This window comes from Blastococcus deserti (assembly GCF_042682525.1).
GTDB classification, from domain to species: domain Bacteria; phylum Actinomycetota; class Actinomycetes; order Mycobacteriales; family Geodermatophilaceae; genus Blastococcus_B; species Blastococcus_B deserti.
The window spans coordinates 59,845-82,642 of sequence record NZ_JBHUHP010000002.1; the positions used below are offsets into that span (position 1 = coordinate 59,845).

Sequence of the window (22,798 nt, forward strand, 5' to 3'; positions counted from 1 at the left end):
TCGCCTCGGCAAGAACCCCGCGAGCCTGGCCGGAGCCCTTCGCGGAGGCCCCGTCAGGCGAGCAGCTTGCCGATGATCGCTGCGGTGACGTCCTGCGTGCTGGCCGTGCCGCCGACGTCCCGGGTGCGGATGCCCTGACCCGTGGTGACCTCGATCGCGTGCTGGACGGCCTTGGCCTCGTCGTGCAGGCCGAAGTGCTCGAGCATCAGCGCGGCGCTGCCGATGGCGCCGACCGGGTTGCAGATGCCCTGACCGGCGATGTCGGGCGCGGATCCGTGGACCGGCTCGAACATGGACGGGAAGCGCCGCTCCGGGTTGAGGTTGGCGCTCGCCGCGAGGCCGAGGCTGCCGGCCAGGGCGCTGCCGAGGTCGGAGAGGATGTCGGCGTTGAGGTTGGACGCGACGACGACGGAGAGGTCCTCGGGGCGGAGGACGAACTTCGCGGCCATGGCGTCGACCAGCACGCTCTCGGTCTCGACGTCGGGGTACTCGGCGGCGACCCGCTTGAACACGTCGTCCCAGAGCACCATGCCGTACTGCTGGGCGTTGCTCTTGGTGACGCTGGAGACCTTCTTGCGGGGCCGGGTACGGGCCAGGTCGAAGGCGAAGCGGATGATCCGCTCGCAGCCGACCTCGGTGAACACCGCGGACTGGACGGCGACCTCACCGCGGCCGTCGCGGCCGGCGAAGTTGCGGCCGCCGAAGCCGGCGTACTCGCCCTCCGAGTTCTCCCGGACGACGACCCAGCTCAGGTCGGTGTCGTCGGCCTTGCGGAGCGGGCTCTGGATGCCGGGCAGGAACTCGACGGGGCGGACGTTGGCCCACTGGTCGAAGTTCTGGCAGATCTCGAGGCGCAGGCCCCACAGGCTGATGTGGTCGGGGACGGTCGGCCACCCGACGGCGCCGAAGTAGATGGCGTCGAACGCCTCGAGCTGGTCGAGGCCGTCCTCGTCCATCATCCGGCCGTGCCGGGCGTAGTGGTCCGCGCCCCAGGGGAACTCCTGCCAGGCGAAGGCGAAACGGCCGCGGGAGGCCTCGGCGAGGGCGTCGAGGACGGCGCGGCCGGCCGCGACGACCTCGACTCCGACTCCGTCGGCGGGGATGGCGGCGATGCGGAACGTGCGCTGGGCGGTCATGACGGTCTCCGTGGGGACGACTGCTGGGGTCGTCATCGAGGAAACGGCGCCACGTCCCCCCGCGTCCAAGACGGATCGTGGATCCCCTCCATAGCCCCGGCCTATCGTTGCGCGAGCCCGGCCGTCTCCCCCCTCGTGGACAAGTACCGCTCGACGCAGTGGACGAAGGCCTGTGCCGCCGGTGTGAGGGTGCCGGTCCGGGACACGAGGGCGATGCGCAGCAGGACGGCGGGCTCGATCCGCCGGACGCGCGCGCCGGAGCGTTGCGCCAGCGGGGTCCAGGACGACGGCAGGACCGCGTGCCCCACCCCGGCCAGCACCATCGGCAGGATCGACGTGCGGTGCTCCACCTCGACGACGACCTGCGCGTCGACGCCGCTGGCCAGGACGTCGTCCACCAGCCGCCGCATGAGGCTGCCCTGCTTGCTCACGATGAGCCGCGCGCCGGCGAGCGCCTCCCGCTCCACCGTCGAGGTGGCCGGCTCGTCCCCGTGCTGCCGCGGCCGCTGCGCCGGGCCGTCCTCCGGCGGGGAGATCAGGACCAGCGGCTGTCCTCGATCGGCAGGACGTTCAGCCCGCCGGTGTGCGGCGGCGACGCCGCGCCGAGCAGCCCGAGTTCGCTCCGGCCGGCCTTGACCGCCTGGACCACCTCCTCGGGGGTGAAGGCCGCATCCGCCGTGACCGTCATCGCCGGGTGATCGGCGGTGAAGTCGCGGACCAGGGTCGACAACGGCTCCATGCCGGGGCTGGGCATCGCGATCAGCTCGACCCGGCCGCGCTGGAGGCCCCGGGCGGACCGGGCCGCCGCGCGTGCGGCCTCCAGGTCGCGGACCACCTGGCGGGCCGGCTCGATCAGCTGGGCGCCGGCGTCGCTCAGCACGATGCCGCGCCCGACCCGGTGGAACAGCGGTACCCCGAGCTCCCGCTCCAGCGTGCTGATCGCCTGGGACAGCGACGGCTGCGCGATGTAGAGCTGCTCCGCGGCGCGGCCGAAGTTCATGGTGTCGACGACGGCCAGGAAGTAGGTCAGCTGCCTGGCGTCCACCGCGTCACCTCCGGGGAACCGATAGGCGCAACCTAACGGCGGGGCGGCGCGCGCAGGAGGGGCGCGGCGGCGACGCCGGCCCGGCGGGCGAGCCCGGGGCCGGCGCGGCGGGCGGGCTCGGTTCCGCCGGCCGGTGGGTCAGTGCGCGGCGGGTGCCCGGAACCCAGTTCCTCCGACGGCGATCCGAGCCGGGACCCCGGCCTGTCGCAGCGTCTCGCCGCGGTCGCCGGGGAACGCATCGGCCGACGGGTCGGCTCGGCGACAGTCGGGGGGTGACTCACACGAGCCGCGGCGTGCACCGGGCCGCCGGACCGACCGGACGCCTCCTACGCCCGCTCGGCGCGACCGCTCGGATCGACGACCACCACGTCGACCCCGGCCGCGACGAAGGGCGCCACGGCCTCGGGTCGGACGTCGTCGTCGGTGACCAGCGTCCAGGGCGCCGGCAGTCGCGCCCACGAATGGAAGGGGCGGTGCCCCAGCTTGGCCGCATGGGCGAGGACGTAGACGGCGTCCGCGCGACGCGCCATCAGCTCCTTGAGGCGGGTCTGGTCGAGGCCCGCCTCGCAGATGCCGCCGTCCGCCGTCACCCCATCGGCACCGAGGAAGGCCCGGTCGAAGGTCATCCGCTCGAGCGCCGCCTCGGTGAGCGGTCCGACGAAGCCCCGGGAGAGGTGGCGCAGCGTGCCGCCCAGGCATTCGACGTGGATCTGGTCGAGGCCGGCGAGGGCCTCGAGCGAGGTCAGGCCGGTGGTGGCCACGGTGAGGGGGGTGACCGTGCGCAGCTCGTGCGCCAGCACCCCCACCGTCGAGCCGGCGTCGAGCAGGACGGTCTCCCCCGCCCGGACCTGACCGGCCGCCCAGCGGGCGATGGCGCGCTTGGCGTCGTAGGCCTCGCCGAGGCGCTGGCGCAGCGACGACTCCGGGTGGGCGAGCAGCGCCATGGCACCCCCGTAGGTGCGCGCCAGCCGGCCCTCGGCGGTGAGCGTCGCGAGGTCGCGACGGATCGTCGACGCGGTCACGTCGAAGGTCGCCGCCAGCTCCTCGACCGACGTCAGCCCACTCGTGGTCGCCAGGCGGTAAATCTCCTCCCGGCGGTGGCGCGATCCGAGCTGACGGGCGTTGCCGGGCGCGTGGTGCGCTGCCCTGGTGCCGGTCGGGTGCACGACGTCCCCCGGAGGATGCCGAGGCGGGTCAGGCGCCGGGGCTCGGCGCCATCTGCGCCGCCTGACGCAGGGCCTCGACCATGCTGCCGACCTCGACCTTCCCGGTGCCTGCGATGTCGAAGGCGGTGCCGTGGTCGACCGACGTCCGGATGACCGGCAGCCCGACGGTGATGTTGACGCCGGCCTCGATGCCCAGGACCTTCACCGGACCGTGCCCCTGGTCGTGGTACATCGCCACGACGAGGTCGTAGTCGCCGCGGCCGGCGACGAAGAAGACCGTGTCGGCCGGCAGCGGCCCGCGGGCGTCGATCCCGTCGGCCTGCAGCCGCTCGATCGCCGGGACGATCTTCTCCTCCTCCTCGCCGTAGCCGAACAGGCCGTTCTCACCGGCGTGCGGGTTGATGCCGCAGACGGCGATCCGCGGCGCGGGGATCCCCGCCCGCTGCAGGGCCTCGTGGCCGCGGCGAACCGTCCGCTCCACGAGCCCCGGCTCGATCTTCGCGACCGCGTCGATCAGCCCGATGTGCGTGGTCACGTGGATGACCCGGATCCGCGGGGAGTTGAGCATCATCGACACCTCCTCGGTGCCGGTGAGGTGTGCCAGCAGCTCGGTGTGCCCGGGGAAGACGTGCCCGCCCGCGTGCAGCGCTTCCTTGTTCAGCGGCGCGGTGCAGATCGCCTGCACCCGGCCCTCCATGGCCAGCTCACTGGCCACGCGGATGTACTCGTAGGCGGCATGGCCGGCGACCGGGGACAGCTTGCCCCACGGCAGGTCGGCGGGCAGCAGGCCCAGGTCGATGACGTTGACCCGTCCGGGGGCGAACACGGCGTCCTCGACCGACTCGACGGGGACGATCTCCGCGTCGACGCCGAGGATCTCGGCGGCCGCCCGCAGGCGCTGCGCGTCCCCGATGACGACGGGCCGGCAGAGCGCGGCGATCTCGGGCTGCACCAGAGCGCCCACGACGACCTCCGGCCCCACGCCCGCGCCGTCGCCCATGGTGACGGCGACGAAGGGGGTGGCGGTGAGGGCGTCGGTCGGAGTGTCGGCGGGAGGAGCAGTCGTCGTCATGGCATGCCTTTCGTCGAGCCTCGGTGAGGCGGTCGTCAGTGTCGGGACGGCAACGCGGCTGAGGGACGCAACGCCGCGAGGATCATGAGCAGGGAGTCAGGGCCACCGAAGCTGCCGGGGCGGGTGACGACGGAGGATCCGTCGGGCAGCCGGCTCAGGACGGCCCCGTGATGCACCTGCCCCACCGGCGTGAGCCGCGTGACCCCCAGGGCGTCGAGGACCCTGCGGGCGGTCTCACCCCCCGTGAGCACGAGGTCGAGGGGACCGGTCCGGGCCAGCGTGCGGCCCACCAGCTCGCCGAGTTCCGCCGCGAGCTTCCGGGAGTCCGACGGCGCCACCGGCGTGTCCGGGTCGATGCGGACGACCAGCGGCCCGACGCCCACGCCGGCAGCCAGGCGATCGGGCCAGCCGTCCGCCCGTTCGCCGTCCAGGAGGGTGGCAGCCGGGAGACGGACCTCGGCGACACCGGACTCGGTCAGCCGGGCGACCTGCCGGGCCGCGACGGGTTCGGCGGTGCCGACGACGACGAGGGGGCCCGGCCGCCCAGGATGCGGCGGCGGCGGTGCAGCGGGTGCCGCGGACCACGTCCGCCCGAGCGCTGCCGCCAGCCCGGCGGAGCCGGCGAGGGCGAGGAGGGGAAGCTGGTCGGACAACGCCGTCACCGCGGAGACCACCGCGTCGAGGTCGTCCTCACCGTCCCCGTCGCACACCGGGACGCGACCGTCCCGGACCGCTCGCGCGACGGCATCGGGCAGGGTCGCTGATCGCACGGTCGACAGGTCCAGCAGCACGGTGGGCAGCGGCGCGAGCACGGCGGCGACGCTGTCCGGCGCAGTCGTCCCCTGGGTCGCCCATGCCGCAGTCGCCGACAGGGGCGCGCCGTCGACGGTCAGCACGCCGTCGTGAACGACGCGATGCAGCGCCGGCAGCGCGGGAGCGACGACCACACCGCCCCGGGCGCGGAGCACGCCGACGTGGGCCGCCACGGGACCACGCAGCAGGGAGTCGAACTTCGCGAGGACCTGCCGCGACGGTGGGCCGGCCGGCCGCGTACGCAGCGCGGCCACCGCTCGGGCGGCGGCCTGGTCAGAGGGAAGCTGGCGGTCGTCGAGGTCGACGACGAGCACGTCGGCGTCGGCCGGCCACGCCTCGGCTGCCGGTGCGAGGACCAGCTCGCTGCGCGTTGTGCGCGACATCAGCACGGCTGCCGTCTCCGCCGCGCCGGAGAGGTCGTCGGCCAGGACGAGCACCCTCGGTGCGCCGTCTCGTACCACCGATCGCCTCCTTCGCTCGGCACCGCCGGGTCCTCCGACGCCCGCCGAGCCCAGTGCGGCCGCGCTCCCTGGTGTGCAGCGTGCCACACCGTGCGCGTTCCGCGCCATCGCTCGCGCGAAACGCGCAGCAGGATGACTCTCGACCGGGAGGGCGGCGCAGGCCTGGCGCGCAGGGCCGTACGCCCCTTCTCGGGGGGATCGGCGACTCCTAGCGTCGGTTCATGACGCGGAAGCCACTGCGGTGCCGGTTCGGGTTTCACTCCTACGTCCAGCGACATCCGGACGGCGACCAGCCCTCGAGACCGGACGACAAGATCTGCCGGCAGTGCGGGAAGCGCACCGGCACCCCGTTCGGGAACGTGCCGGGCGCCGTCCTCGGCGGCGGTGGCGGTCCCGGCGGCTTCTGATCGCAGCCCCCAGACGCCGAGCCGGCCTCACCGCCGGATGGGCTTCGCGACCCGTCCGGCGTGCAAGGCCCCAAGCGTCGAGTGAGCTCCTCGACCCGGCGACGTCTGGCCGACCGTCCCGCACAACAGCGAACCGCCGCCGGCCCGCTGCTGCAGCCCGACCCGCCGAACTGGGGCTTCCGTGACCTGACGAAGGAGTAGGCGAGGGCCGTCGACGCCGAGCACCTGCGCGACCTCCGCGGCGGCCGCCTGCGGCCGGTCCTCGAGGCCCCCTGGCACCTGCGCGAGACGACGAACCGCCCCGGACCTCCAGGTCCGGGGCGGTTCGTCATCCTGCGAAGGGCCTCCGCACAATCTGCGAAGACCCCGGGGTGGGTGGAGGTGGCGGGAATCGAACCCGCGTCCTTCGACGCATCACCAGGGCTTCTCCGAGCGCAGTCTGCGTTGCCTCTGCTCGGCCCCACCGATCACGCAGACGAGTCGGTGTGACGGGCCCAGTCGCTGTTGGATGTCCCGCACGCGCCCGCGACCGGCACGCGCAGTGAGTCATCTAGCTGATGCCAGGCACCGGGCCGATGACGAACCCGGGCTGACAGCGACGCCTAGCTGCCGTCAGGCAGCGAGGCCGTACGCGCGCTGATCGTAGTCGGCGCTTGTGTGGTTGCAACGGATGGTTAACGAGCTCATCGTTGCCTTCCTCGGCTCGCTTCCCCTGGTCACCCGACCGAAGTCGAGACCATTCACCCCCTGTGTAGTTGTGCGAGAAGCGTAACGGCTCCGGGCGCGTCTGTGTTCCCCGGGCCGGGGGTGTTCCAGGGTCAGTGCACGCGCGCGAGCCAGCGCCGCTGCCACGGCGTCTCGACCGCCCGCGGGTGGTACCCGCGGCGCACCCAGGCGACCGCGTCGGCCGGCAGCAGACCGTCGAGGACGGCGAGGGCGGCCAGCGCCGTCCCGGTGCGCCCGACCCCGCCCCGGCAGGTCACCTCCACCCGCTCCCCCGTCAGCGCCCGGCGGTGGGCCTCCCGCAGCGCGTCGAGCGCGTCGTCCGGGTCGACCGGGACCCAGAAGTCCGGCCAGCGGACGCGCCGGTGCGGCCAGGCCGGCGGCGGTCCGGCCGCCAGCACCAGGGCGAAGTCGGCCGGTGACACGAGGGATCCGAGCCGCCGTCCGCGCACGCGGGCTCCGCCGGGGAGCAGCAGCACCCCCGGCGCGTCGGCCCACCCGACGTCCGCCATGCGCCTCCACGGTCGGCGTCGTCCCGCAGAAGGACATTCTGGCGTCCGGAACGCCCTCCTCCGGGAGTCGGCGCGCTCCGCTCAGATCCAGTCGCGCCGCTTGAACACGACGTAGAGCACCAGGCTCACCGCGGCCATCAGCAGCAGCGCCAGCGGATAGCCGAACTGCCAGCCCAGCTCGGGCATGGTCTCGAAGTTCATCCCGTAGACGGTCCCGACCAGGGTCGGCGCGAACAGGATGGCCGCCCACGCGGAGATCTTCTTGACCTCCTCGCCCTGCGCGATGCTGGCCTCGGTGAGCTCGCGGATCTCGTCGTTCTGCCGCTGCGCGACCAGGGTGGCGTTCACGGTCAGGATGTCGCGCAGCTGCAACCGGAAGGCCTCGACCCGCTCGTTCACCTGGGTGACGTGGTCGGCGACGTCACGGAGGTAGCTGCGCAGCTCCTCGTCGACGCCGTACTTGTCGAACCCGGCGGTGATCGCGGCCAGGATGCCGGTCAGGGGCGCGGCGGCGCGCTGGAACTCCAGCACCTCCTGGGAGAGCTCGTAGATGCGCCGCGACACCCCGGGGTCACCGCGGAAGACCTCGGTCTCGATCTCGTCGATGTCGGTGGCCAGCCCGTCGACCACCGGCCGGTACCCGTCGACGACGGCGTCCAAGGTCGCGTAGAGCACCGCCTCGCTGCCCTTGGCCAGCAGCGCGGGCTCGCTCTCCAGCCGGCGCCGCACCCGGGAGAGGTCCGGCGACTCGCTGTGCCGCACGGTGATGGCGAAGTCCGCACCGAGGAACAGGTGGAGTTCGCCGAACTCCACCTCCTCGGCCTCGTCCAGGTACCGGGCCGCCTTGAGGACGACGAACAGCGTGCCGCCGTAGCGCTCGAACTTGGGCCGCTGGTGCGCCTTGATCGCGTCCTCGACGGCGAGCTCGGGCAGGTGGAACAGCTCGGCCAGCTCACCGAGCTCGGCCGGCTCGGGCCGGTAGAGCCCCAGCCACGCGAGGCGGTCCTCCCCCGCGGCCAGCTCCTCCCGGCTCTCGGCGGCCGTGGCCGGCGTGGCCACCCGCCGGCCCTCGGAATAGACGGCGTTGTCGACCACCCGCGACCGGCCGACGGGCGCGGGAGAGGGGGCCACCTTGGTCACGGACGCGGTCCCGTTCGACCGCACCGGACGGCGGGTGAGCGTGGTGAGGGCAGTCAGCGGCGCGAGACGGCGCTCGGTCATGACGGACTCCCGGGGAGGCAGGGACGGCGAGGGGCACCGGGAGGTCCTCGCGCGCCCGGCCCCGTCCCGGGTCCCACCCTGAGCGTGCGAAGGGCGGGGAGGACGGGGTCCTTCAGGCGGGGAGGACCTCGGGACCGGTACTGGGAGGTTCGCTGCGCATGCGCTTCCTCCCTCCTGGTCGAGGCCGCGTCCGTCCGCAGGCCGTCGTCCATGGTGTCACGGCCTGTCCAGCACGCGTCCCCCGCCCGGATGAACCGCTCAGCCGGGGCTGCCGAGCACCAGGCCCACCATCAGCGGGAGGAACAGCACGATCAACAGCGCGCCGAGCACGTCGAAGGAGATCCCCGACCGGATCATCTTGGTGATCGGCACGACACCGGACCCGTAGACGATCGCGTTCTGCGGCGTGGAGACGGGCAGCATGAAACCGAAGGACGCGGCGAACGTCGCGGCGAGCGCGGGGACGAACGGGTTGACCCCCGCGGCGATGGCGACCGGGATGATGATCGGGACGACGACGGCCGCCGACGCGGTGTTGCTCGTGGTCTCGGAGATGATGATCGCCAGGATCACCGCGAAGATCGTGATCGCGAAGGTGCTGGTCAGGCCGAGCGTGGCCGCCGAACCCTCACCGATGGTCAGCGCGAGTCCCGTGCTGTCGAGCAGCGAGCCGAAGATGATGCCGGTGCCGAACAGCAGGACCGTGCCCCAGTCGATCGTGGCCGCGTCGCTCCAGTTGAGCGTGAACTCCCGCGACTTCCAGTCGGTGGGCAGCAGGAACAGCAGCGAGGCACCCATGACGGCGACGATGCCCTCGTTGAGCCGCCCGCTGACCGTCTCGTAGAGGGACGAGTCGGTGCCCGCGGCGAGCGCGATGATGCCGGGGAAGATCCACAGCGACACGGTGACCCCGAAGGCGATGAGCGTGTTGCGCTCGGCCCGCGAGAACTTCCCCAGGTGCGAGCGTTCGGCCCGCACGTACTCGCTGACGCCCTCGATGCGACGGATCTCCGGCCGGTTGAGGAGCAGCAGCACCGCGGCCAGCGCCACGAACATCAGCGCGCAGATGGGCAGCGCCATGAGCATCCACTGCAGGAACCCGATGCGCTCCCCCGTCGCCTCCTCGATCAACCCGCGGCCGATCAGGTTGGGCGGCGTGCCGACCGGGGTGAGCAGCCCGCCCACGCTGGCGCCGTAGGCCAGCATCAGCATCAGGGCGACACCCACCCGCAGCCGGAGCGGGTCGAAGTCCGGCCGCACCAGCTCCTTGTCCTGCAGCAGCTTGGCGATCACCGACAGGATGCCCAGCGCCGTCGGCAGCAGCATGGCGACGGTCGCGGTGTTGGAGACGAAGGCCGACAGCAGCGCCGTGATCGCCCCGAACGCGATGACCACGCGGTAGGTCGACGTGCCCACGAACTTCAGGGACAGCACGAACATGGCGAAGCGGCGGGCCAGGCCGTGCTTGAGCATGGCGGCGGCCAGGATGAACGCGCCGATGAAGGTGAATACGGTCGTCGACCCGAACGGGGCGACGGCGTCGGCGGCGGGCACCACCCCCAGGACGACGATCGCCCCGATGCCGATGAGCCCGCCGATCGGGATCGGCACCGGCTCGGTGATCCACAGGATGATGACGCCGAGCAGGATCGCGGCCAGCAGGTGCTGGTCGCGGGGCAGGTCGACCGGCAGCAGCGCGAAGACGATCGTCACCGCCGGGGCGAGGAACAGCCCGACGGTGCGGCGGCCCTTCTCGAAACGCTCCTCGGCCGGGCTGAGCTCCTGCTCGCCGAGACTTCGGTAGGTGGCGCTGCCCCGGAAGGCCGCGTCGACGTCGGTTCGCTGGACCTGCCCCTGCTGCCGCTCGGTCGCGGTCATGGCGCCCCCCGTGTCGGGATGTGCCTTGACGATAGGAGCGGAGCAGCCGGTCAGCGACCCGTGCGGACGCGCCGTCCGGCATGTCCCCGTCAGCGGCCGAAGATGCCCTGGCCGAAGGCGCCCGCCGCGGTGATCCGGCGGGACAGGCCCTTGCCCAGCTCCACCACCCGCGCGGTCCTCTCCGCGCCCAGCGACAGCCACGGGTCGGCGGCCAGCGCGTCGGTCTGCAGCTCGATCCGTGCCCGCAGCTCCTCCCCCTCGCTGGTCAGGCCGGCGTCGTCGAGCAGGCCGCGATCGGCCAGCGCCGCACAGGCGGCGGCCCACTCCTCGTCCCGCCATCCCCGCGTGGCCTTGGCGGCGGCCTCGGTGAACCCGCGCCCGGTGGCCGAGTGCGTGATCAGCGCCTCCAGGCCGGTGAGCCCGGCGTGCAGCAGGACGGCGACGTGCCCGTCGCCGCGGTGCTCGCGCAGCAGGGTCGCCCCGTGCCAGGCGGCCAGCAGCGGCTCCTCGGGCCAGGGCAGGTCGGCGTGCCCCGCGAACAGGGGACGCCCCTCGGCGGTCAGCCCGCCGCACGCCTCACGCAGCAGGCCGGCCAGCTCCGCGACCTCGTCGGAGCCGGCCGCCTCGCCGAGCAGCCGGGTGAGGGAGGCACGGGCGGCGTCGAGGCGGGCGGCCAGCACCTGCTCGGGCGAGGCGAGCGTCCACGCGCGCGGGATCATGTGCGCGACCAGGGACGGGGAGAAGTTGTAGAAGGTCGCCGTCACCACGCCGGCGCCGACGGCGCCCATCGGGGCGGCCCGGCCGGCGAAGTACGACATCCGCCCGGGTCGCAGGCCGGTCGCGCTCAGGTGCTCGTCGTGCTCGGGCGCGAAGTACAGCTGCGAGTGCAGCGGGTCGATCGCGCGGTGGGCGCGGCCGATGAGCGCGGGGTCGAAAGAGGGCTGATCGACGCTGACCATGCGCCGCACCCTACTGAGGCGGCTCCGCGGCCACCGGAGGCAGTGCGAGCGTCCACGTGACCTGGGTCCGCCGCCGGGTGAAGCCCAGCCCCTCGTAGAGCCCGAGCGCGCCGGTGACGTTCTCGCTGTCGACCTGCAGTGCGGCACTGCGGCAGCCCTGCTCCGCCGCCCGGCGCAGCACCGCGGCGATGGTCGCCTTCGCCAGTCCGCGCCCTCGCGCCGAGGGGAGGACGCCGATCTGGCCCAGGTCGACCTGCTCGTAGCCGTTGGCCGCGGTGTCGGCGGCGAAGACGTAGGCCAGCACGTAGGCCACCACCGCGCCGTCGGCCACGGCCAGGACCGACAGGTCGGGGCGGAACGCCCGCTGGCCGGTGAAGAGCGTCTGCCAGGTGGTCGCGTCCCGCTCCGCGGAGCCGTGGTGCTGCGTGAAGGCGGCGTTGTGCGCCTGCCGGACCTCGTCGTCCCGGTCCCAGGTGAAGGGGACCAGCTCGACGCCGTCGACAGCCGGGAGTTCCGGCAGGTCGGTCAGCGGGCGCTCCATGGCGAAGTACCAGCGTTCCTGCACGAGCCCGGTCCGCCGCAGCAGCGACTCGAGCGACGGCATGGACGGGTAGGCCCCGACCTCCAGCACGGCCGGCGCCTCGGGATGGCGAGCGGCGTGCACCTCCCGCCCGCGGCTCAGCTGCCAGGCCAGCAGCGCGCGGCCGATGCCCCGGTTCCGCCAGGCCGGGTGGACCCGTGCCTCCAGGGTGATCCGGAAGGCGGTGCGGAACGTCGGCAGCGCCAGGACCGTCGCCCAGGCGACCAGTTCCCCCTCGGCCGTCCGGACGGCGACGCCGTCCCGCGCCAGGTCGAACAGGTCGTTGACCCACCACTCGGTGAGGTCGTCGACGTCCTCGTGCTCACCGGTGTCGTCGACGGCCTCGGCCGCCGCGAGCAGCGCGGCGGCGTCGGCGACGTCGTCGGCGGTGAGGGGTCGAACAGTCAGCCCCTCCGGGAGCGCAGGGAGAGCGGCCACGACGACGGAGGCTAGGCAGCCCGCCGCGCCCGGGCCACTCGTTTTCAGCGGCGGACGAAGAGGCAGAACGGGTGCCCTGCCGGGTCGCGGTAGACCCGCACGATCTCGTCGTCGTCCTCGTGGCCGCCCACGTGCTCCGCGCCTGCGTCCTCGGCGAGCGCGCAGGCCGCGGTCAGGTCGTCGACCTCGATGTCGAGGTGCAGCTGCATCTGCTGACGTCCCGGCTCCGGAGGCCAGACCGGGGGGATGTGATCGACCTCCTGCTGGAACGACAGGCCGGTGCTCCCGTCGGCCGGCCGGAGGGTGGCCCACTCGTCGGTGTCGTCCCGCAGTGGCCAGCCGAGCAGCCGCTGGTAGAAGCGCGCGAGGCCGCGCGGATCGGGGGTGCCCAGCACCGTGGCGCTGAGCGCGAAGCGTGGCGTCATGTCGCCTCCAGGCCGAACAGGCGGGCGCCGTTCTCCCAGAGGACGGCGCGCAGCCACTCCTCCCCCAGCTCCAACCGGTGCAGCGCCGCGAGCTGGTGGGCGTACGGATACGGGATGGAGGGGAAGTCGCTGCCGAGCAGGACCTTGTCACGCAGGCGGGACAGTCTCGGGCGGTCGGCCGGGTCGAACGGCATCAGCCGCTCGGTGAAGTCGGTGGCGAACATCGTGGTGTCCAGGTGCACCCGCTTATACCGCTCAGCCAGATCGAGGAACTCCCGGTACTCGGGCATGCCGAGATGGGCGATGACCAGCTGCAGCCGTGGGAAGCGCTCGAGCAGGCCGCTCACCGGTACCGGCCCGGTGTGCTCCCCCGCGAGCGGCCCGGAGCCGCAGTGGATGACGACGGGCGTGCCGGTCTCCTCCAGCAGCGACCAGACCGGGGCGAGCAACGGGTCGCGCGGGTCGAACGACCCGACCTGCACGTGCACCTTGAACACGCGGGCCCCCCGGTCGAGGGCCTCGGCGACGTACCCGGCGACCCCGGGCTCGGGGTAGAAGGTCGCCGACTGCAGCACCTGCGGGCGAGCGGCGGCGAACCCGGCGGACCAGTCGTTGAGCCAGGCGGCCATCCCGGGCCTGTGCGGATAGGGCAGCGTGGGGAACGCGCGCACGCCGAGGCGGTCGAGGACGGCCAGCCGCTCCTCGTCGGGCAGCGCGTAGGTGATCGGCCAGCCGGTGCCGTAGTGGTTCTCGGCCTGCGCGAAGTACTGCCAGACCTTGGCCTGCACCCGCTCGGGCAGGAAGTGCACGTGCACGTCCACCAGGCCGGGCAGGCCCAGCTCGCGCCAGTACCGCGGGACGTCGGCGTCGTCCGCCGGCGGAGGGATGGAGCTCACGACAGCGTGACGACGACCTTGCCGCGCACGTGGCCCTCGGCCACCAGGCGGTGCGCCGCGACCAGCTCCTCCAGCGGGAACGCCTTCGCGATCGGAACCCGCAGCTGGCCGGCGTCGGCCATGCGGCCGAGCTCCTCGAGGTCGTGCTGCTCGGGGCGGACGAACACGTAGCGCCCGCCCATCTCGTTGACGGCCGGGTCCACCACCGAGCAGATCCGGGAGACGTCGCGCACCTGCTTCGGTGCGTCGGCGAGGGCGTCGCCGCCCACGAGGTCGAGGACGGCGTCGACGGGCTCGCCCAGCTGGGCGCTGATCGGGCCGGCGGAGTAGTCGAGCACCTCGGCGGCCCCGGCGTCCCTGAGGAAACCGTGGTTGCGCGGGCTGGCCGTCCCGATGACGTGCGCGCCGAGCGCCACGGCGATCTGGACGGCGTTGAAGCCGACCCCGCCCGCGGCGCGGTGCACCAGCACGCGGTCGCCCTCGCCGACGTCGAGCGCCTCGGTGAGCGCCTGGTAGGCGGTCAGCCCGGCGAGCGGGAGGGCGCCGGCCTCGGCGAAGGACAGCGACCGCGGCTTGTGCCAGAGGCACCGCTGAGGGGCGGGCACCAGTTCGGCCGCCGTCCCCCACTGCACGTCGTCCCGGCGGACGTAGCCGAACACCTCGTCACCGGCCGTGAACGTGACGACCGCGGGGCCCACCGCCTCGACGGTCCCGGCGACGTCCCAGCCGGGGACGATCGGGAAGTGGTGCGGGTAGGCCCCGGCCAGGTTGCCGGCGCGGATGGCCATGTCGACCGGGTTGACCCCGGCGGCGCGCACCCGCACCAGGACGGTGTCCGGCCCGACCGGCGGGTCGGCCAGGTCGTTCCGCAGCTGCAGGACGCCGTCGTCGCCGAACCGGTCGTAGGCCATTCCGCGCATGCGGATCACCGTATGCGGGCGCGGAGGGGCCGGCTCGCTCAGGCGGCGGTCAGCGCCGTCCCTTCACGTACCGGCCGAAGGCCTTCTGCATCTCCCGCCGCGAGTCCCGCTCGGCGAGGTCCTGCCGCTTGTCGTAGGACTTCTTGCCCCGGGCGAGCGCAAGGGTGGCCTTGACCTTGCCGTCCTTGAAGTACAGGTCGAGGGGGACGAGCGTGAGCCCGCCCTCCTTGGTCTTGCCGATCAGCTTCTCGATCTCGGCGCGGTGCATGAGCACCTTGCGCTTGCGCCGCGGCGCGTGGTTGGTCCAGGTGCCCTGCGTGTACTCGGGGATGTGCACGTGCTGCAGCCACACCTCACCGTCGTCCACGGAGGCGAAGCCGTCGACCAGAGAGGCGCGGCCGGCGCGCAGGCTCTTCACCTCGGTGCCGGTGAGCACCAGGCCCACCTCGTAGGTGTCGAGGATGGCGTAGTCGTGCCGCGCCTTCTTGTTCTGGGCGATGAGCTTGCGCCCGGTCTCACGCGGCATGACCCCAGGCTACTGCGGGCGCCTTTCCCCCCGAACGCAGCGAGATCTGCACACTCGCGGCCATCAGCCTGCTGATGGCCGCGAGTGTGCAGATCTGGCGGGGAACTACAGGCGCACGTAGAGGCGCAGGGTGACGTAGGCGGCGATCCCGGCCAGGCCGACACCGGCCCCGGCGATGATCGGGCTGATGACGGCGATGGCGCCCCAGTCGACCGGCGGGATGATCCCCGCCTTGATCGGGCCCGCCAGCGTGCGGTCGACGAACAGCAGCTTGGTGAGCACCAGGCCGCCGACGGCCAGCAGCGCACCGATCAGCCCGGCGACGGCGGCCTCGAGGATGAACGGCAGCTGCGTGTACCAGCGGGAGGCACCGACCAGCCGCATGATGTTGGTCTCGTTGCGGCGGTTGAACGCGGCCAGCTGGATGGTGTTGGAGATCAGCAGCAGCGCCGCCAGCGCCTGGATCACCGCCACGGCGATCGTCGCGTTGCGGGCCCCGTTGAGCAGGCTGAACAACCGGTCGAGGAAGTCGCCCTCGTCGCGGACCTGGTCCACACCCTCGGCGCCCGCCGGGAACTCGGCCTTGATGACCTCGTAGCGCTCCGGGTTGACCAGCTCGACCCGGAAGCTCTCGGGCAGGGCGTCCGCGGGGGTGTTCTCGACCAGCTCCGGCTGCTGGCTGAACTGCTGCTGGAAGCGCTCGAAGGCCTCTTCCTTGGACTCGTAGATGTAGTTCTTGACCTCCGGCGACGACTCCAGCCGGGCCTCGATGGCCGCCCGCTGCTCCTCGGTGACGTCGTCGGCCAGGAAGATGGAGACCTGCACCTTGTCGTAGTAGATCTCCTTCATGTCGGAGATCATCCCGGCGATCAGCAGGCCGGTGCCCATGAGCCCGAGCGAGATGGCGGTCGTCAGGATCATCGCGACCGTCATGGTCAGGTTGCGACGCAGCCCGGTGGCCACCTCGGAGAGGACGAAGTTGACGCGCATGGATTCCCTGTCGTGGAGTTCGGCAGTCGGAAGACTCGGTACGGCCGGGGCTCAGCCGGACTAGCGGCCCACGCCGTACACGCCGCGCGACTGGTCGCGGGTGAGGACTCCCCCGTTGAGCTCGATCACGCGGCGCCGCATCGAGTCGACGATGTGGTAGTCGTGCGTCGCCATGATCACCGTGGTGCCCGTGCGGTTGATCCGCTCGAGCAGCAGCATGATGCCCTCGCTGGTCTCGGGGTCGAGGTTCCCGGTGGGCTCGTCGGCGAGCAGCACGAGCGGCCGGTTCACGAACGCGCGGGCGATGGCCACCCGCTGCTGCTCGCCACCGGAGAGCTCGCTGGGCAGCCGGTTGGCCTTGCCCTCGAGGCCAACCATCTCCAGCACCTCGGGCACGACACGCTTGATCGTGCGCTGCGGCTTGTTGATGACCTCGAGCGCGAAGGCGACGTTCTGGCCGACCGTGCGGTCACGGAGCAGGCGGAAGTCCTGGAAGACGCAGCCCATGGTGCGGCGGAGCTTGGGCACCTGCCACTTGCTCATCGTGTTGAGGTTCTTGCCGTTGACGATGATCGTGCCGGAGGTCGGCGTGTCCTCCTTGAGCAGCAGCCGGAGGAACGTCGACTTCCCCGAACCGGAGGACCCGATGAGGAAGACGAACTCACCCTTGTCGATCTCCGTGGACACGTCCTCGAGGGCCGGCCGGGCACTCGCCGGGTACAGCTTGGTGACGTGTTGCAATTCGATCACGAGGCGCCACGGTACCTGCCGCGCCTATGACGATGCCCCGTTCGCCACGGAACTCCCGGGGCTCGTTCTCGCGCACTGTCACCGGCGTCCCGCAAGTCCCAGGTCGGCGCTCACGGACGGTGGCGTCCGCCTCGGGCGGGGCCGGAAGTGTGACGTCGCCGACGTCCCGCCGGAGGCCCCCTGCGGGGTCCCCGCTCAGGCCGCGTCGCCGGTCTCCTGCTGACGACGCCACCGGATGCCGGCCTCGATGAAGGCGTCGATGTCACCGTCGAGCACCGCGGTGGTGTTGCCGGTCTCCTGCTCGGTCCGCAGGTCCTTGACCATCTGGTACGGGTGCAGCACGTAGGAGCGCATCTGGTTGCCCCAGCTGCTCCCCTCCCCCTTGAGCGCGTCCATCTCGGCGCGCTGCTCCTCCTGCCGCTTGGCCAGCAGCCGGGCCTGGAGCACCCGCATGGCGGCGGCGCGGTTCTGGATCTGGCTCTTCTCGTTCTGGCAGGACACCACGATGCCCGTGGGCAGGTGGGTGATGCGGACGGCGGAGTCGGTGGTGTTGACGCTCTGCCCACCGGGGCCCGAGGAGCGGAAGACGTCGATGCGGATCTCGTTCTCCGGGATGTCGACGTGGTCGGTCTGCTCGACCACCGGCAGCACCTCCACCCCGGCGAAGGAGGTCTGGCGACGCCCCTGGTTGTCGAACGGCGAGATGCGGACCAGGCGGTGCGTGCCCTGCTCGACCGAGAGGGTGCCGTAGGCGTAGGGCACCTTGACGGCGAAGGTCGCCGACTTGATGCCGGCCTCCTCCGCGTAGCTGACGTCGAGGACCTCGGTCGGGTACTTGTGCCGCTCGGCCCAGCGCAGGTACATGCGCATGAGCATCTCGGCGAAGTCGGCTGCGTCGACGCCTCCGGCCTCCGAGCGGATGGTCACCAGGGCCTCGCGGGAGTCGTACTCGCCCGACAGGAGGGTGCGGACCTCGAGCTCGTCGATGGCGGTGCGGATGCCGGCCAGCTCCCGCTCGGCCTCGGCCAGCGTCGCGTCGTCGCCCTCCTCGACGGCCAACTCGTGCAGCAGCGCCACGTCCTCCAGCCGGCTGCGGAGTTCCTCCACCCGGCGCAGGTCGCCCTGCAGGTAGGACAGGCGCGAGGTCAGGGCCTGGGCGGCTTCGACGTCGTTCCAGAGGTCGGGCGCGGCCGCCTGCTGCTCGAGGTCGGCGATCTCGCTGCGCAGGTCGTCGACCCGCAGGACGGCCTCGATCGACTTCAGGGTCGTGTTCAGTTCGTCCAGGACGACGGAGAAGTCAGCAGCCACGTCTTGCCAGGGTAGTGCGCGCCGACGAGGGGTAGTCATTTCCGGCATGAACGAGCCCCGCGAACCCCGCTCCCGCGCGGACTACCAGCGGGGGCTTCCCGACTACCACGACCCGACGGCCGGTTTCGCCGGCGCGCCCCCGGCACAGTCGGCCCTGACGTTGCGGCTCGTGCTGGCGGTGTTCGGTCTGGTGGTCAGCGTGCTCGGCGGCCTGGGCTGGCTGGCCACCGACCTGCCCACGTGGCCCGGCGTGGCACTGCTCGTGCTGGGTGCCATCGCGCTGGTCGACATCGTGGTCATCGTCCGGCGCAAGGCCCGCGGCGAACCCGGCTGAGGAGGGACTTCCCTGCCGCCCGCTGCTCGCGGCGGGATCCTGCGGGGAGGCCGCCCGCGGCTCCCCTCCTTCAGCGCACGACGGCCGCCGGTCGCTCCGTGAGCCAGCGGGTCAGCTCCTCGGCCGGCATCGGCGGGGCGATGTGGAAGCCCTGCGCGAAGGTGCAACCCAGCTCCGCTGCGAGCGCGAGCTGCTCCGGGGTCTCCACTCCCTCGGCGAGGCTGCGCATGCCGCACGCCGTCGCCAGGCCGACGACCGCAGCGATGGCCGCCGCCGACTGGCTCGGCCGGTCCGTGGCGCCGGTGACGAGGCTGCGGTCGATCTTCAGCACCCCGGCCGGGATGTTGACCAGCTGGCCCAGGGAGCTGTAGCCGGAGCCGAAGTCGTCGATCGCGATCTCGACGCCGGACACCCGCAAGGCCGCGAACTGGGCGGCGGCGCGTTCGGCGTCCTCGGCCACGGAGGTCTCCGTCAGCTCGACCATCAGGTGCCCGGGCGCCAGCCCCGAGGCCGCCAGTGCCTCGGCGACGTCGTCCACCACGGTGCCGGCGGCCAGCATCGCCGGGCTCACGTTGACGCCGACCAGGAAGGGCAGGCCCTGCCGGACCCACTCGGCGGTCTGGCGGGTCGCCTCGCCGAGCACCCAGCGGGTCAGCGGGCCGATCAGCTCGCCCTGCTCGGCCACCGGGACGAAGTCGCCGGGTGGCACCATGCCGCGCTCGGGGTGCCGCCAGCGGACGAGGGCCTCGGCCCCCGCGACCTGTCCGCTCGGCAGGTGCAGCACGGGCTGGTAGTGCAGGACCAGCTGGCCGTCGTCGATCGCCTCGGCCAGCTCGGCGGCCAGCCGGACCCTCTGCTGCACGGCGTGCCGCAGGTCGGGGCTGAACACCCGGACCCGGTTGCGGCCCGCCGCCTTGGCGGCGTACATGGCCAGGTCTGCGTCGCGGACGAGGTCGGTGGAGCGCAGGTCGGTGGAGCGCAGGGCGGTGGACCCGCCCGGGGCCGCGGCGGCGATGCCGATGCTCGCCGAGAGCCGCAGGGCGCGGCCGGCCACGCCGAACGGCGCCGCGAAGGCGGTCTGGAACCGGCGCGCCAGCAGTTCCGCGCCGTCGGCGTCGCAGTCCCGGCACAGGACGACGAACTCGTCCCCGCCGAGGCGGCCCACGGTGTCCTCGGCCCGGGTGCCGGCCATCAGGCGAGCGGCGACCTGCCGGAGCAGCTCGTCCCCGACCTCGTGCCCCAGTGAGTCGTTGACGTCCTTGAACCCGTCGACGTCCAGGAACAGCACCGCGATCGAGCGCTGCGCCCTGCGCAGCTCGGTCTCGATCAGCTCGTGCAGGTGCGCCCGGTTGGGGAGTTCGGTGAGGTGGTCGTGCCGGGCCTGCCAGTGCGACGCCTGCTCGGCGCGGACGCGCGCGGTCACGTCGGTGTGCGTGACGACGACGTGGCCGGCCTCGTCGACCCGTGTGGCCTGCACGTGGAACCAGCGGAGGTCACCGTCCGCGGGACTGGGCAGTGCGCGGTCGACCGACACCTCGGAGCGCCGGCCCTGCGCCAGCTCCCGGAGGGCGTGCACGAGGGCGCGGGCATCGGCGTCGTCGTGCAGCCGGAGCGCATCGGCGTAGTAGTCGGCGCCCTCGGTGATGTGCTCCCCGAGCTCCTCTCCCGCCGCCCGCCAGGCCCGGTTCCCCATGACCACCGTGCCGTCGGGATCGAGCAGGACCGTCGGGGAGGGAAGGGCGTCGAGCACGGCCTCGACGACGACGGCGTCGGCCGTGGCCGCGCCCTCGCGTCGGCCCACGTCGAGCGGCAGCTCCGCCTTGCCCGATCCTTCTCGCACGTCTCCCCCGTCGGCCACGGACACACCTGTGGCGGCCCTTCATCACTCCATCGGCAGGCGTGACCGGGGCACGACACCTCGGCGCTCCGGTACCCGAGAGGAGTGGGACGCCACCACCGGGTTCAGGCCGGGCGGGTCTCCTCGGCGATCCACCGGAGGTAGGCCGGATTGCCACCGACCAGCGGGAGGGCGATCACGCAGGGGACGTCGTAGGGATGCAGCTCGGCGGTGCGGGCGACGATGGCCGGCACGAGGGAACGCCGGGTGTGCAGCGCCACGCGCGCCTCGGGCTCGTCGTGCACCGAACCCTGCCACCGGTAGACCGACCGGATCGCGGCCAGCTGGTGCCCGCAGGCGGCGAGCCGCTCCTCGACCAGCGTGCGGGTGAAGCGGGCGAGCCAGTCGGCGTCGCCGGCGGTGACGACGACCTCGCAGTACTCCTCGTCCACGCCCGTCATCCTCTCCTCCACCGATGCGGGCGTGGAACGCCGGTCCCCGCGGGTAGGGGCCGGTCATGACCGACGACATGACGATCCGGATCGACAGCGAGGAGTACGTCCTGCGGCAGGACGGCGAGGGGCTCCAGGTGGGTCGCCGCAACGGGACCGACGTGGCGTGGTTGGACACGGTCGAGATCGAGTTGCTGCCCGGGCCGGCCCGCGAGGCGCTCGACCGCGGCGACATGTCCGACGAGTCCCTGATGACGGCCTTGCGCGGCGTCACCCAGGCCGAGATCGAGCGCGGCGGCTGACCGTCGCCGGAGAGCGCGCGTCCTCGGCGGAGGGGGCACCCGCGCTCCCCACCTCCGTCCCCCTCGGCGGGCCGCCCGGCCGGCGGGCCGTCAGCGGCTCGGGGTCAGTCGTCCTTCTGCCCGTTGCCCTTGCCGTTGCCGTTGCCGTTGCCGTTGCCGTTGCCCTTGCCGTTGCCCTTGCCGTTCCCGTTGCCCTTGCCGTTCCCGTCGTCGTCCTCGTCGTCCTCGACGGGGGCGGGTTGCGCCGGCGGAGCGGGCGGGGGCGGGTTCGGCCGAGCAGGAGCCGGGGCCGGGGCAGGGGCAGGAGCCGGGCGTGGGCCCGGCGGGGGCGGGCTCTGCGGTGGAGCCGGCGGGCGCGCACCGGCTGCGGGTGGGGTAGCCGCGGCCGGAGCCGGGGGTCCCACGGCCACGGCCGCGGCACCCGGGGTCGCACCCTCCCTCGGGACGACGTCACCCGGGACACCGCCGCCGGGTACGGCCCCGGGCGGCGGCACGGCCGCCGGGACGAGGAGCGTGCCGCGGAACCTGGGGGCGCGCAGAGACGACCATCGCGCCCACCGGGCGCGGTCGAGCAGTACCTCGCCGGCGTCTCCGGCGGTCTCCGCCGGGAGCCGGGCGCTGACCGCGCGGCCGATCGCGGTGGCTGTGCCGACGTCGCAGGCGGCCCGGCCGAGGAAGTTCTCGCCCCGCAGGCAGTCCCGCCGCCGGTCCATCACGGGCAGGAGGTCACCGATGAGCGAGGCGTAGGGCCGGAGCGCCTCGGTCCCGTCCCGCTCCGGCAGGACGCCCTCCAGGTCGGCGGCGATCGCCGCCGGTGCGGGGGCGACGTCGACGGCGGTCACCTCGATCCGCTCCGGCCCCAGCGGCCAGCTCACGACGTCGCCGGGGAGCAGGACGCCGTCCCCACCGAGCACCGACCGGGTGACCGTGGTGACCGGACCGTCCTCGACGCCGACCGGCACGGGACCGCCGGGCGACCCCGACACGGAGACGCGGACGGGGACGTCGAGCGGATTGCGCACCGAGACGCCGTCCACTCCGACGCACGCCTCCAGCGGGAAGTTCGTGGCCACGGGCACCCGGTCGGGGTTCGCCGCGCAGGACCTCGGCAGCGGCTCCGCCGACGCCGGCACGGCCTGCAGCGACAGCGCCAGCACCGCACCGGTGACGAACGCGGCCGCCCTCATACCGGGAACTCGCAGACCGGCTGGACCCGCTCGCCGACGACGTCGAGGCGGTCGGCGATGCGGATGGCGAGCTGCTCGTCGACCGGGTTGGCCGTCGCCGAGTAGAGGGCCGCCAGCAGGTCCTCCATGCCGGCGCTCAGGTCGTCGGACCGGGGTTCGCGCCACACCTCGTCGAGGACGGCCTCCAGCTCGGCCACCGCTCCGGAGAGCTCGCGCCGGGCCCGGTCGTCCCGCGGCTCGAGCAGCAGCGTGCCGACCGCGGTCGGGATGGCGTCGACGTACCGGGAGCCGGCCAGGCGTGCGCAGAAGTCCGGCGCTCTGGGCGGCGCCTGGTAGGAGGGCACGGCCACGTCGTCGCGGGCAGCGGGAGCGGCGGTGTCCTCGTCGTCGGTGCAGGCGGTCAGGCCACCGAGCAGGAGGGCCACGGCCAGCACGCCGGTGCCCCTGATCCCCATGGCCT

General features: G+C 73.1%; 25 protein-coding genes and 1 other RNA gene. 3 read left to right on the top strand and 23 right to left on the bottom strand.

Annotated elements, in window-relative coordinates; genetic code table 11:
- Window positions 1–53: 53 nt before the first annotated feature.
- From ACFSHS_RS03740 to ACFSHS_RS03765, 6 genes are all read right to left on the bottom strand, one after another.
- A complete protein-coding gene (locus ACFSHS_RS03740; RefSeq protein WP_376871915.1) occupies window positions 54–1,172 on the bottom strand; it encodes a tartrate dehydrogenase in 1,119 nt (372 codons plus the stop codon).
- Window positions 1,173–1,237: 65 nt separating this feature from the next.
- Window positions 1,238–1,603: a LysR substrate-binding domain-containing protein gene (locus ACFSHS_RS03745; RefSeq protein WP_376871917.1), complete on the bottom strand. Its 366-nt coding sequence runs from the start codon at window positions 1,601–1,603 to the stop codon at window positions 1,238–1,240.
- A gap of 68 nt (window positions 1,604–1,671) precedes the next feature.
- Window positions 1,672–2,181 (bottom strand): LysR family transcriptional regulator, encoded by a 510-nt coding sequence (locus ACFSHS_RS03750; RefSeq protein WP_376871920.1) that lies wholly within the window; start codon window positions 2,179–2,181, stop codon window positions 1,672–1,674.
- Window positions 2,182–2,507: 326 nt separating this feature from the next.
- A complete protein-coding gene (locus tag ACFSHS_RS03755) occupies window positions 2,508–3,347 on the bottom strand; it encodes a DeoR/GlpR family DNA-binding transcription regulator (protein ID WP_376871922.1) in 840 nt (279 codons plus the stop codon).
- Between the two features lie 28 nt (window positions 3,348–3,375).
- Window positions 3,376–4,419 (bottom strand): 4-hydroxythreonine-4-phosphate dehydrogenase PdxA, encoded by a 1,044-nt coding sequence (gene pdxA / locus ACFSHS_RS03760; protein WP_376871924.1) that lies wholly within the window; start codon window positions 4,417–4,419, stop codon window positions 3,376–3,378.
- A gap of 35 nt (window positions 4,420–4,454) precedes the next feature.
- Window positions 4,455–5,693 (bottom strand): four-carbon acid sugar kinase family protein, encoded by a 1,239-nt coding sequence (locus ACFSHS_RS03765; protein ID WP_376871927.1) that lies wholly within the window; start codon window positions 5,691–5,693, stop codon window positions 4,455–4,457.
- Window positions 5,694–5,914: 221 nt separating this feature from the next.
- Here ACFSHS_RS03765 and ACFSHS_RS03770 point away from each other — a divergent pair, with 221 nt between their 5' ends.
- Window positions 5,915–6,100 carry a hypothetical protein gene (locus ACFSHS_RS03770; protein ID WP_376871929.1) on the top strand — a complete coding sequence of 62 codons (186 nt, stop codon included), beginning with the start codon at window positions 5,915–5,917 and terminating at the stop codon, window positions 6,098–6,100.
- A gap of 373 nt (window positions 6,101–6,473) precedes the next feature.
- On the opposite strand, the gene ssrA is transcribed toward ACFSHS_RS03770, so the two are convergent.
- The 13 genes from ssrA to prfB all read right to left on the bottom strand — a co-directional run bounded on the left by ssrA (window position 6,474) and on the right by prfB (window position 18,226).
- Window positions 6,474–6,848, bottom strand: a transfer-messenger RNA (tmRNA) gene (gene ssrA, locus ACFSHS_RS03775).
- 70 nt (window positions 6,849–6,918) lie between these two features.
- Window positions 6,919–7,335, bottom strand: coding sequence for a protein-tyrosine phosphatase family protein (locus tag ACFSHS_RS03780; RefSeq protein ID WP_376871931.1), 417 nt, complete (start codon window positions 7,333–7,335; stop codon window positions 6,919–6,921).
- 81 nt (window positions 7,336–7,416) lie between these two features.
- Complete coding sequence (locus ACFSHS_RS03785) at window positions 7,417–8,556, bottom strand: magnesium and cobalt transport protein CorA (protein ID WP_376871933.1); 1,140 nt, start codon at window positions 8,554–8,556, stop codon at window positions 7,417–7,419.
- Window positions 8,557–8,814: 258 nt separating this feature from the next.
- Entirely contained in the window at window positions 8,815–10,434 is a 1,620-nt protein-coding gene (locus ACFSHS_RS03790; protein ID WP_376871936.1) for an SLC13 family permease, read from the bottom strand.
- Between the two features lie 89 nt (window positions 10,435–10,523).
- Window positions 10,524–11,393, bottom strand: coding sequence for an SCO6745 family protein (locus ACFSHS_RS03795; protein WP_376871939.1), 870 nt, complete (start codon window positions 11,391–11,393; stop codon window positions 10,524–10,526).
- A gap of 10 nt (window positions 11,394–11,403) precedes the next feature.
- Window positions 11,404–12,411, bottom strand: coding sequence for a GNAT family N-acetyltransferase (locus tag ACFSHS_RS03800; RefSeq protein WP_376871942.1), 1,008 nt, complete (start codon window positions 12,409–12,411; stop codon window positions 11,404–11,406).
- Window positions 12,412–12,455: 44 nt separating this feature from the next.
- Complete coding sequence (locus ACFSHS_RS03805; RefSeq protein WP_376871945.1) at window positions 12,456–12,836, bottom strand: VOC family protein; 381 nt, start codon at window positions 12,834–12,836, stop codon at window positions 12,456–12,458.
- Window positions 12,833–13,732, bottom strand: a complete 900-nt coding sequence (locus ACFSHS_RS03810; RefSeq protein WP_376871948.1) for an amidohydrolase family protein — start codon at window positions 13,730–13,732, stop codon at window positions 12,833–12,835. The genes ACFSHS_RS03805 and ACFSHS_RS03810 overlap by 4 nt, the downstream gene beginning before the upstream one ends.
- On the bottom strand, window positions 13,729–14,652 hold the full coding sequence (locus ACFSHS_RS03815) for an NADP-dependent oxidoreductase (RefSeq protein WP_376871951.1): 924 nt from the start codon (window positions 14,650–14,652) through the stop codon (window positions 13,729–13,731). Before ACFSHS_RS03815 ends, ACFSHS_RS03810 begins: the two co-directional genes overlap by 4 nt.
- A gap of 49 nt (window positions 14,653–14,701) precedes the next feature.
- On the bottom strand, window positions 14,702–15,178 hold the full coding sequence (gene smpB, locus ACFSHS_RS03820; RefSeq protein ID WP_376871954.1) for an SsrA-binding protein SmpB: 477 nt from the start codon (window positions 15,176–15,178) through the stop codon (window positions 14,702–14,704).
- A 105-nt stretch (window positions 15,179–15,283) separates the two neighbouring features.
- Window positions 15,284–16,168 (bottom strand): permease-like cell division protein FtsX, encoded by an 885-nt coding sequence (gene ftsX, locus ACFSHS_RS03825; RefSeq protein WP_376871957.1) that lies wholly within the window; start codon window positions 16,166–16,168, stop codon window positions 15,284–15,286.
- 60 nt (window positions 16,169–16,228) lie between these two features.
- Window positions 16,229–16,918, bottom strand: coding sequence for a cell division ATP-binding protein FtsE (gene ftsE, locus ACFSHS_RS03830; RefSeq protein WP_376871960.1), 690 nt, complete (start codon window positions 16,916–16,918; stop codon window positions 16,229–16,231).
- A 195-nt stretch (window positions 16,919–17,113) separates the two neighbouring features.
- The gene (prfB, locus tag ACFSHS_RS03835; protein WP_376871962.1) at window positions 17,114–18,226 is read right to left on the bottom strand and encodes a peptide chain release factor 2; all 1,113 of its coding nucleotides are present in this window, start codon (window positions 18,224–18,226) and stop codon (window positions 17,114–17,116) included.
- A gap of 46 nt (window positions 18,227–18,272) precedes the next feature.
- On the opposite strand from prfB, the gene ACFSHS_RS03840 reads away from it, so the two are divergent.
- On the top strand, window positions 18,273–18,560 hold the full coding sequence (locus ACFSHS_RS03840; RefSeq protein ID WP_376871964.1) for a DUF6343 family protein: 288 nt from the start codon (window positions 18,273–18,275) through the stop codon (window positions 18,558–18,560).
- Between the two features lie 70 nt (window positions 18,561–18,630).
- Here the strand turns inward: ACFSHS_RS03840 and ACFSHS_RS03845 are convergent, their stop codons facing one another.
- Together ACFSHS_RS03845 and cutA are read right to left on the bottom strand one after the other, a co-directional pair.
- Complete coding sequence (locus ACFSHS_RS03845) at window positions 18,631–20,418, bottom strand: putative bifunctional diguanylate cyclase/phosphodiesterase (RefSeq protein WP_376871967.1); 1,788 nt, start codon at window positions 20,416–20,418, stop codon at window positions 18,631–18,633.
- Between the two features lie 104 nt (window positions 20,419–20,522).
- Window positions 20,523–20,858 carry a divalent-cation tolerance protein CutA gene (gene cutA, locus ACFSHS_RS03850; RefSeq protein ID WP_376871970.1) on the bottom strand — a complete coding sequence of 112 codons (336 nt, stop codon included), beginning with the start codon at window positions 20,856–20,858 and terminating at the stop codon, window positions 20,523–20,525.
- A gap of 56 nt (window positions 20,859–20,914) precedes the next feature.
- Between cutA and ACFSHS_RS03855 the strand changes: the two genes are divergently transcribed.
- Window positions 20,915–21,151 (top strand): hypothetical protein, encoded by a 237-nt coding sequence (locus tag ACFSHS_RS03855; protein ID WP_376871972.1) that lies wholly within the window; start codon window positions 20,915–20,917, stop codon window positions 21,149–21,151.
- A gap of 104 nt (window positions 21,152–21,255) precedes the next feature.
- Here the strand turns inward: ACFSHS_RS03855 and ACFSHS_RS03860 are convergent, their stop codons facing one another.
- Together ACFSHS_RS03860 and ACFSHS_RS03865 are read right to left on the bottom strand one after the other, a co-directional pair.
- Window positions 21,256–22,338: a hypothetical protein gene (locus tag ACFSHS_RS03860; protein ID WP_376871975.1), complete on the bottom strand. Its 1,083-nt coding sequence runs from the start codon at window positions 22,336–22,338 to the stop codon at window positions 21,256–21,258.
- Window positions 22,335–22,793: a hypothetical protein gene (locus ACFSHS_RS03865; RefSeq protein WP_376871977.1), complete on the bottom strand. Its 459-nt coding sequence runs from the start codon at window positions 22,791–22,793 to the stop codon at window positions 22,335–22,337. Before ACFSHS_RS03865 ends, ACFSHS_RS03860 begins: the two co-directional genes overlap by 4 nt.
- Window positions 22,794–22,798: the final 5 nt, after the last annotated feature.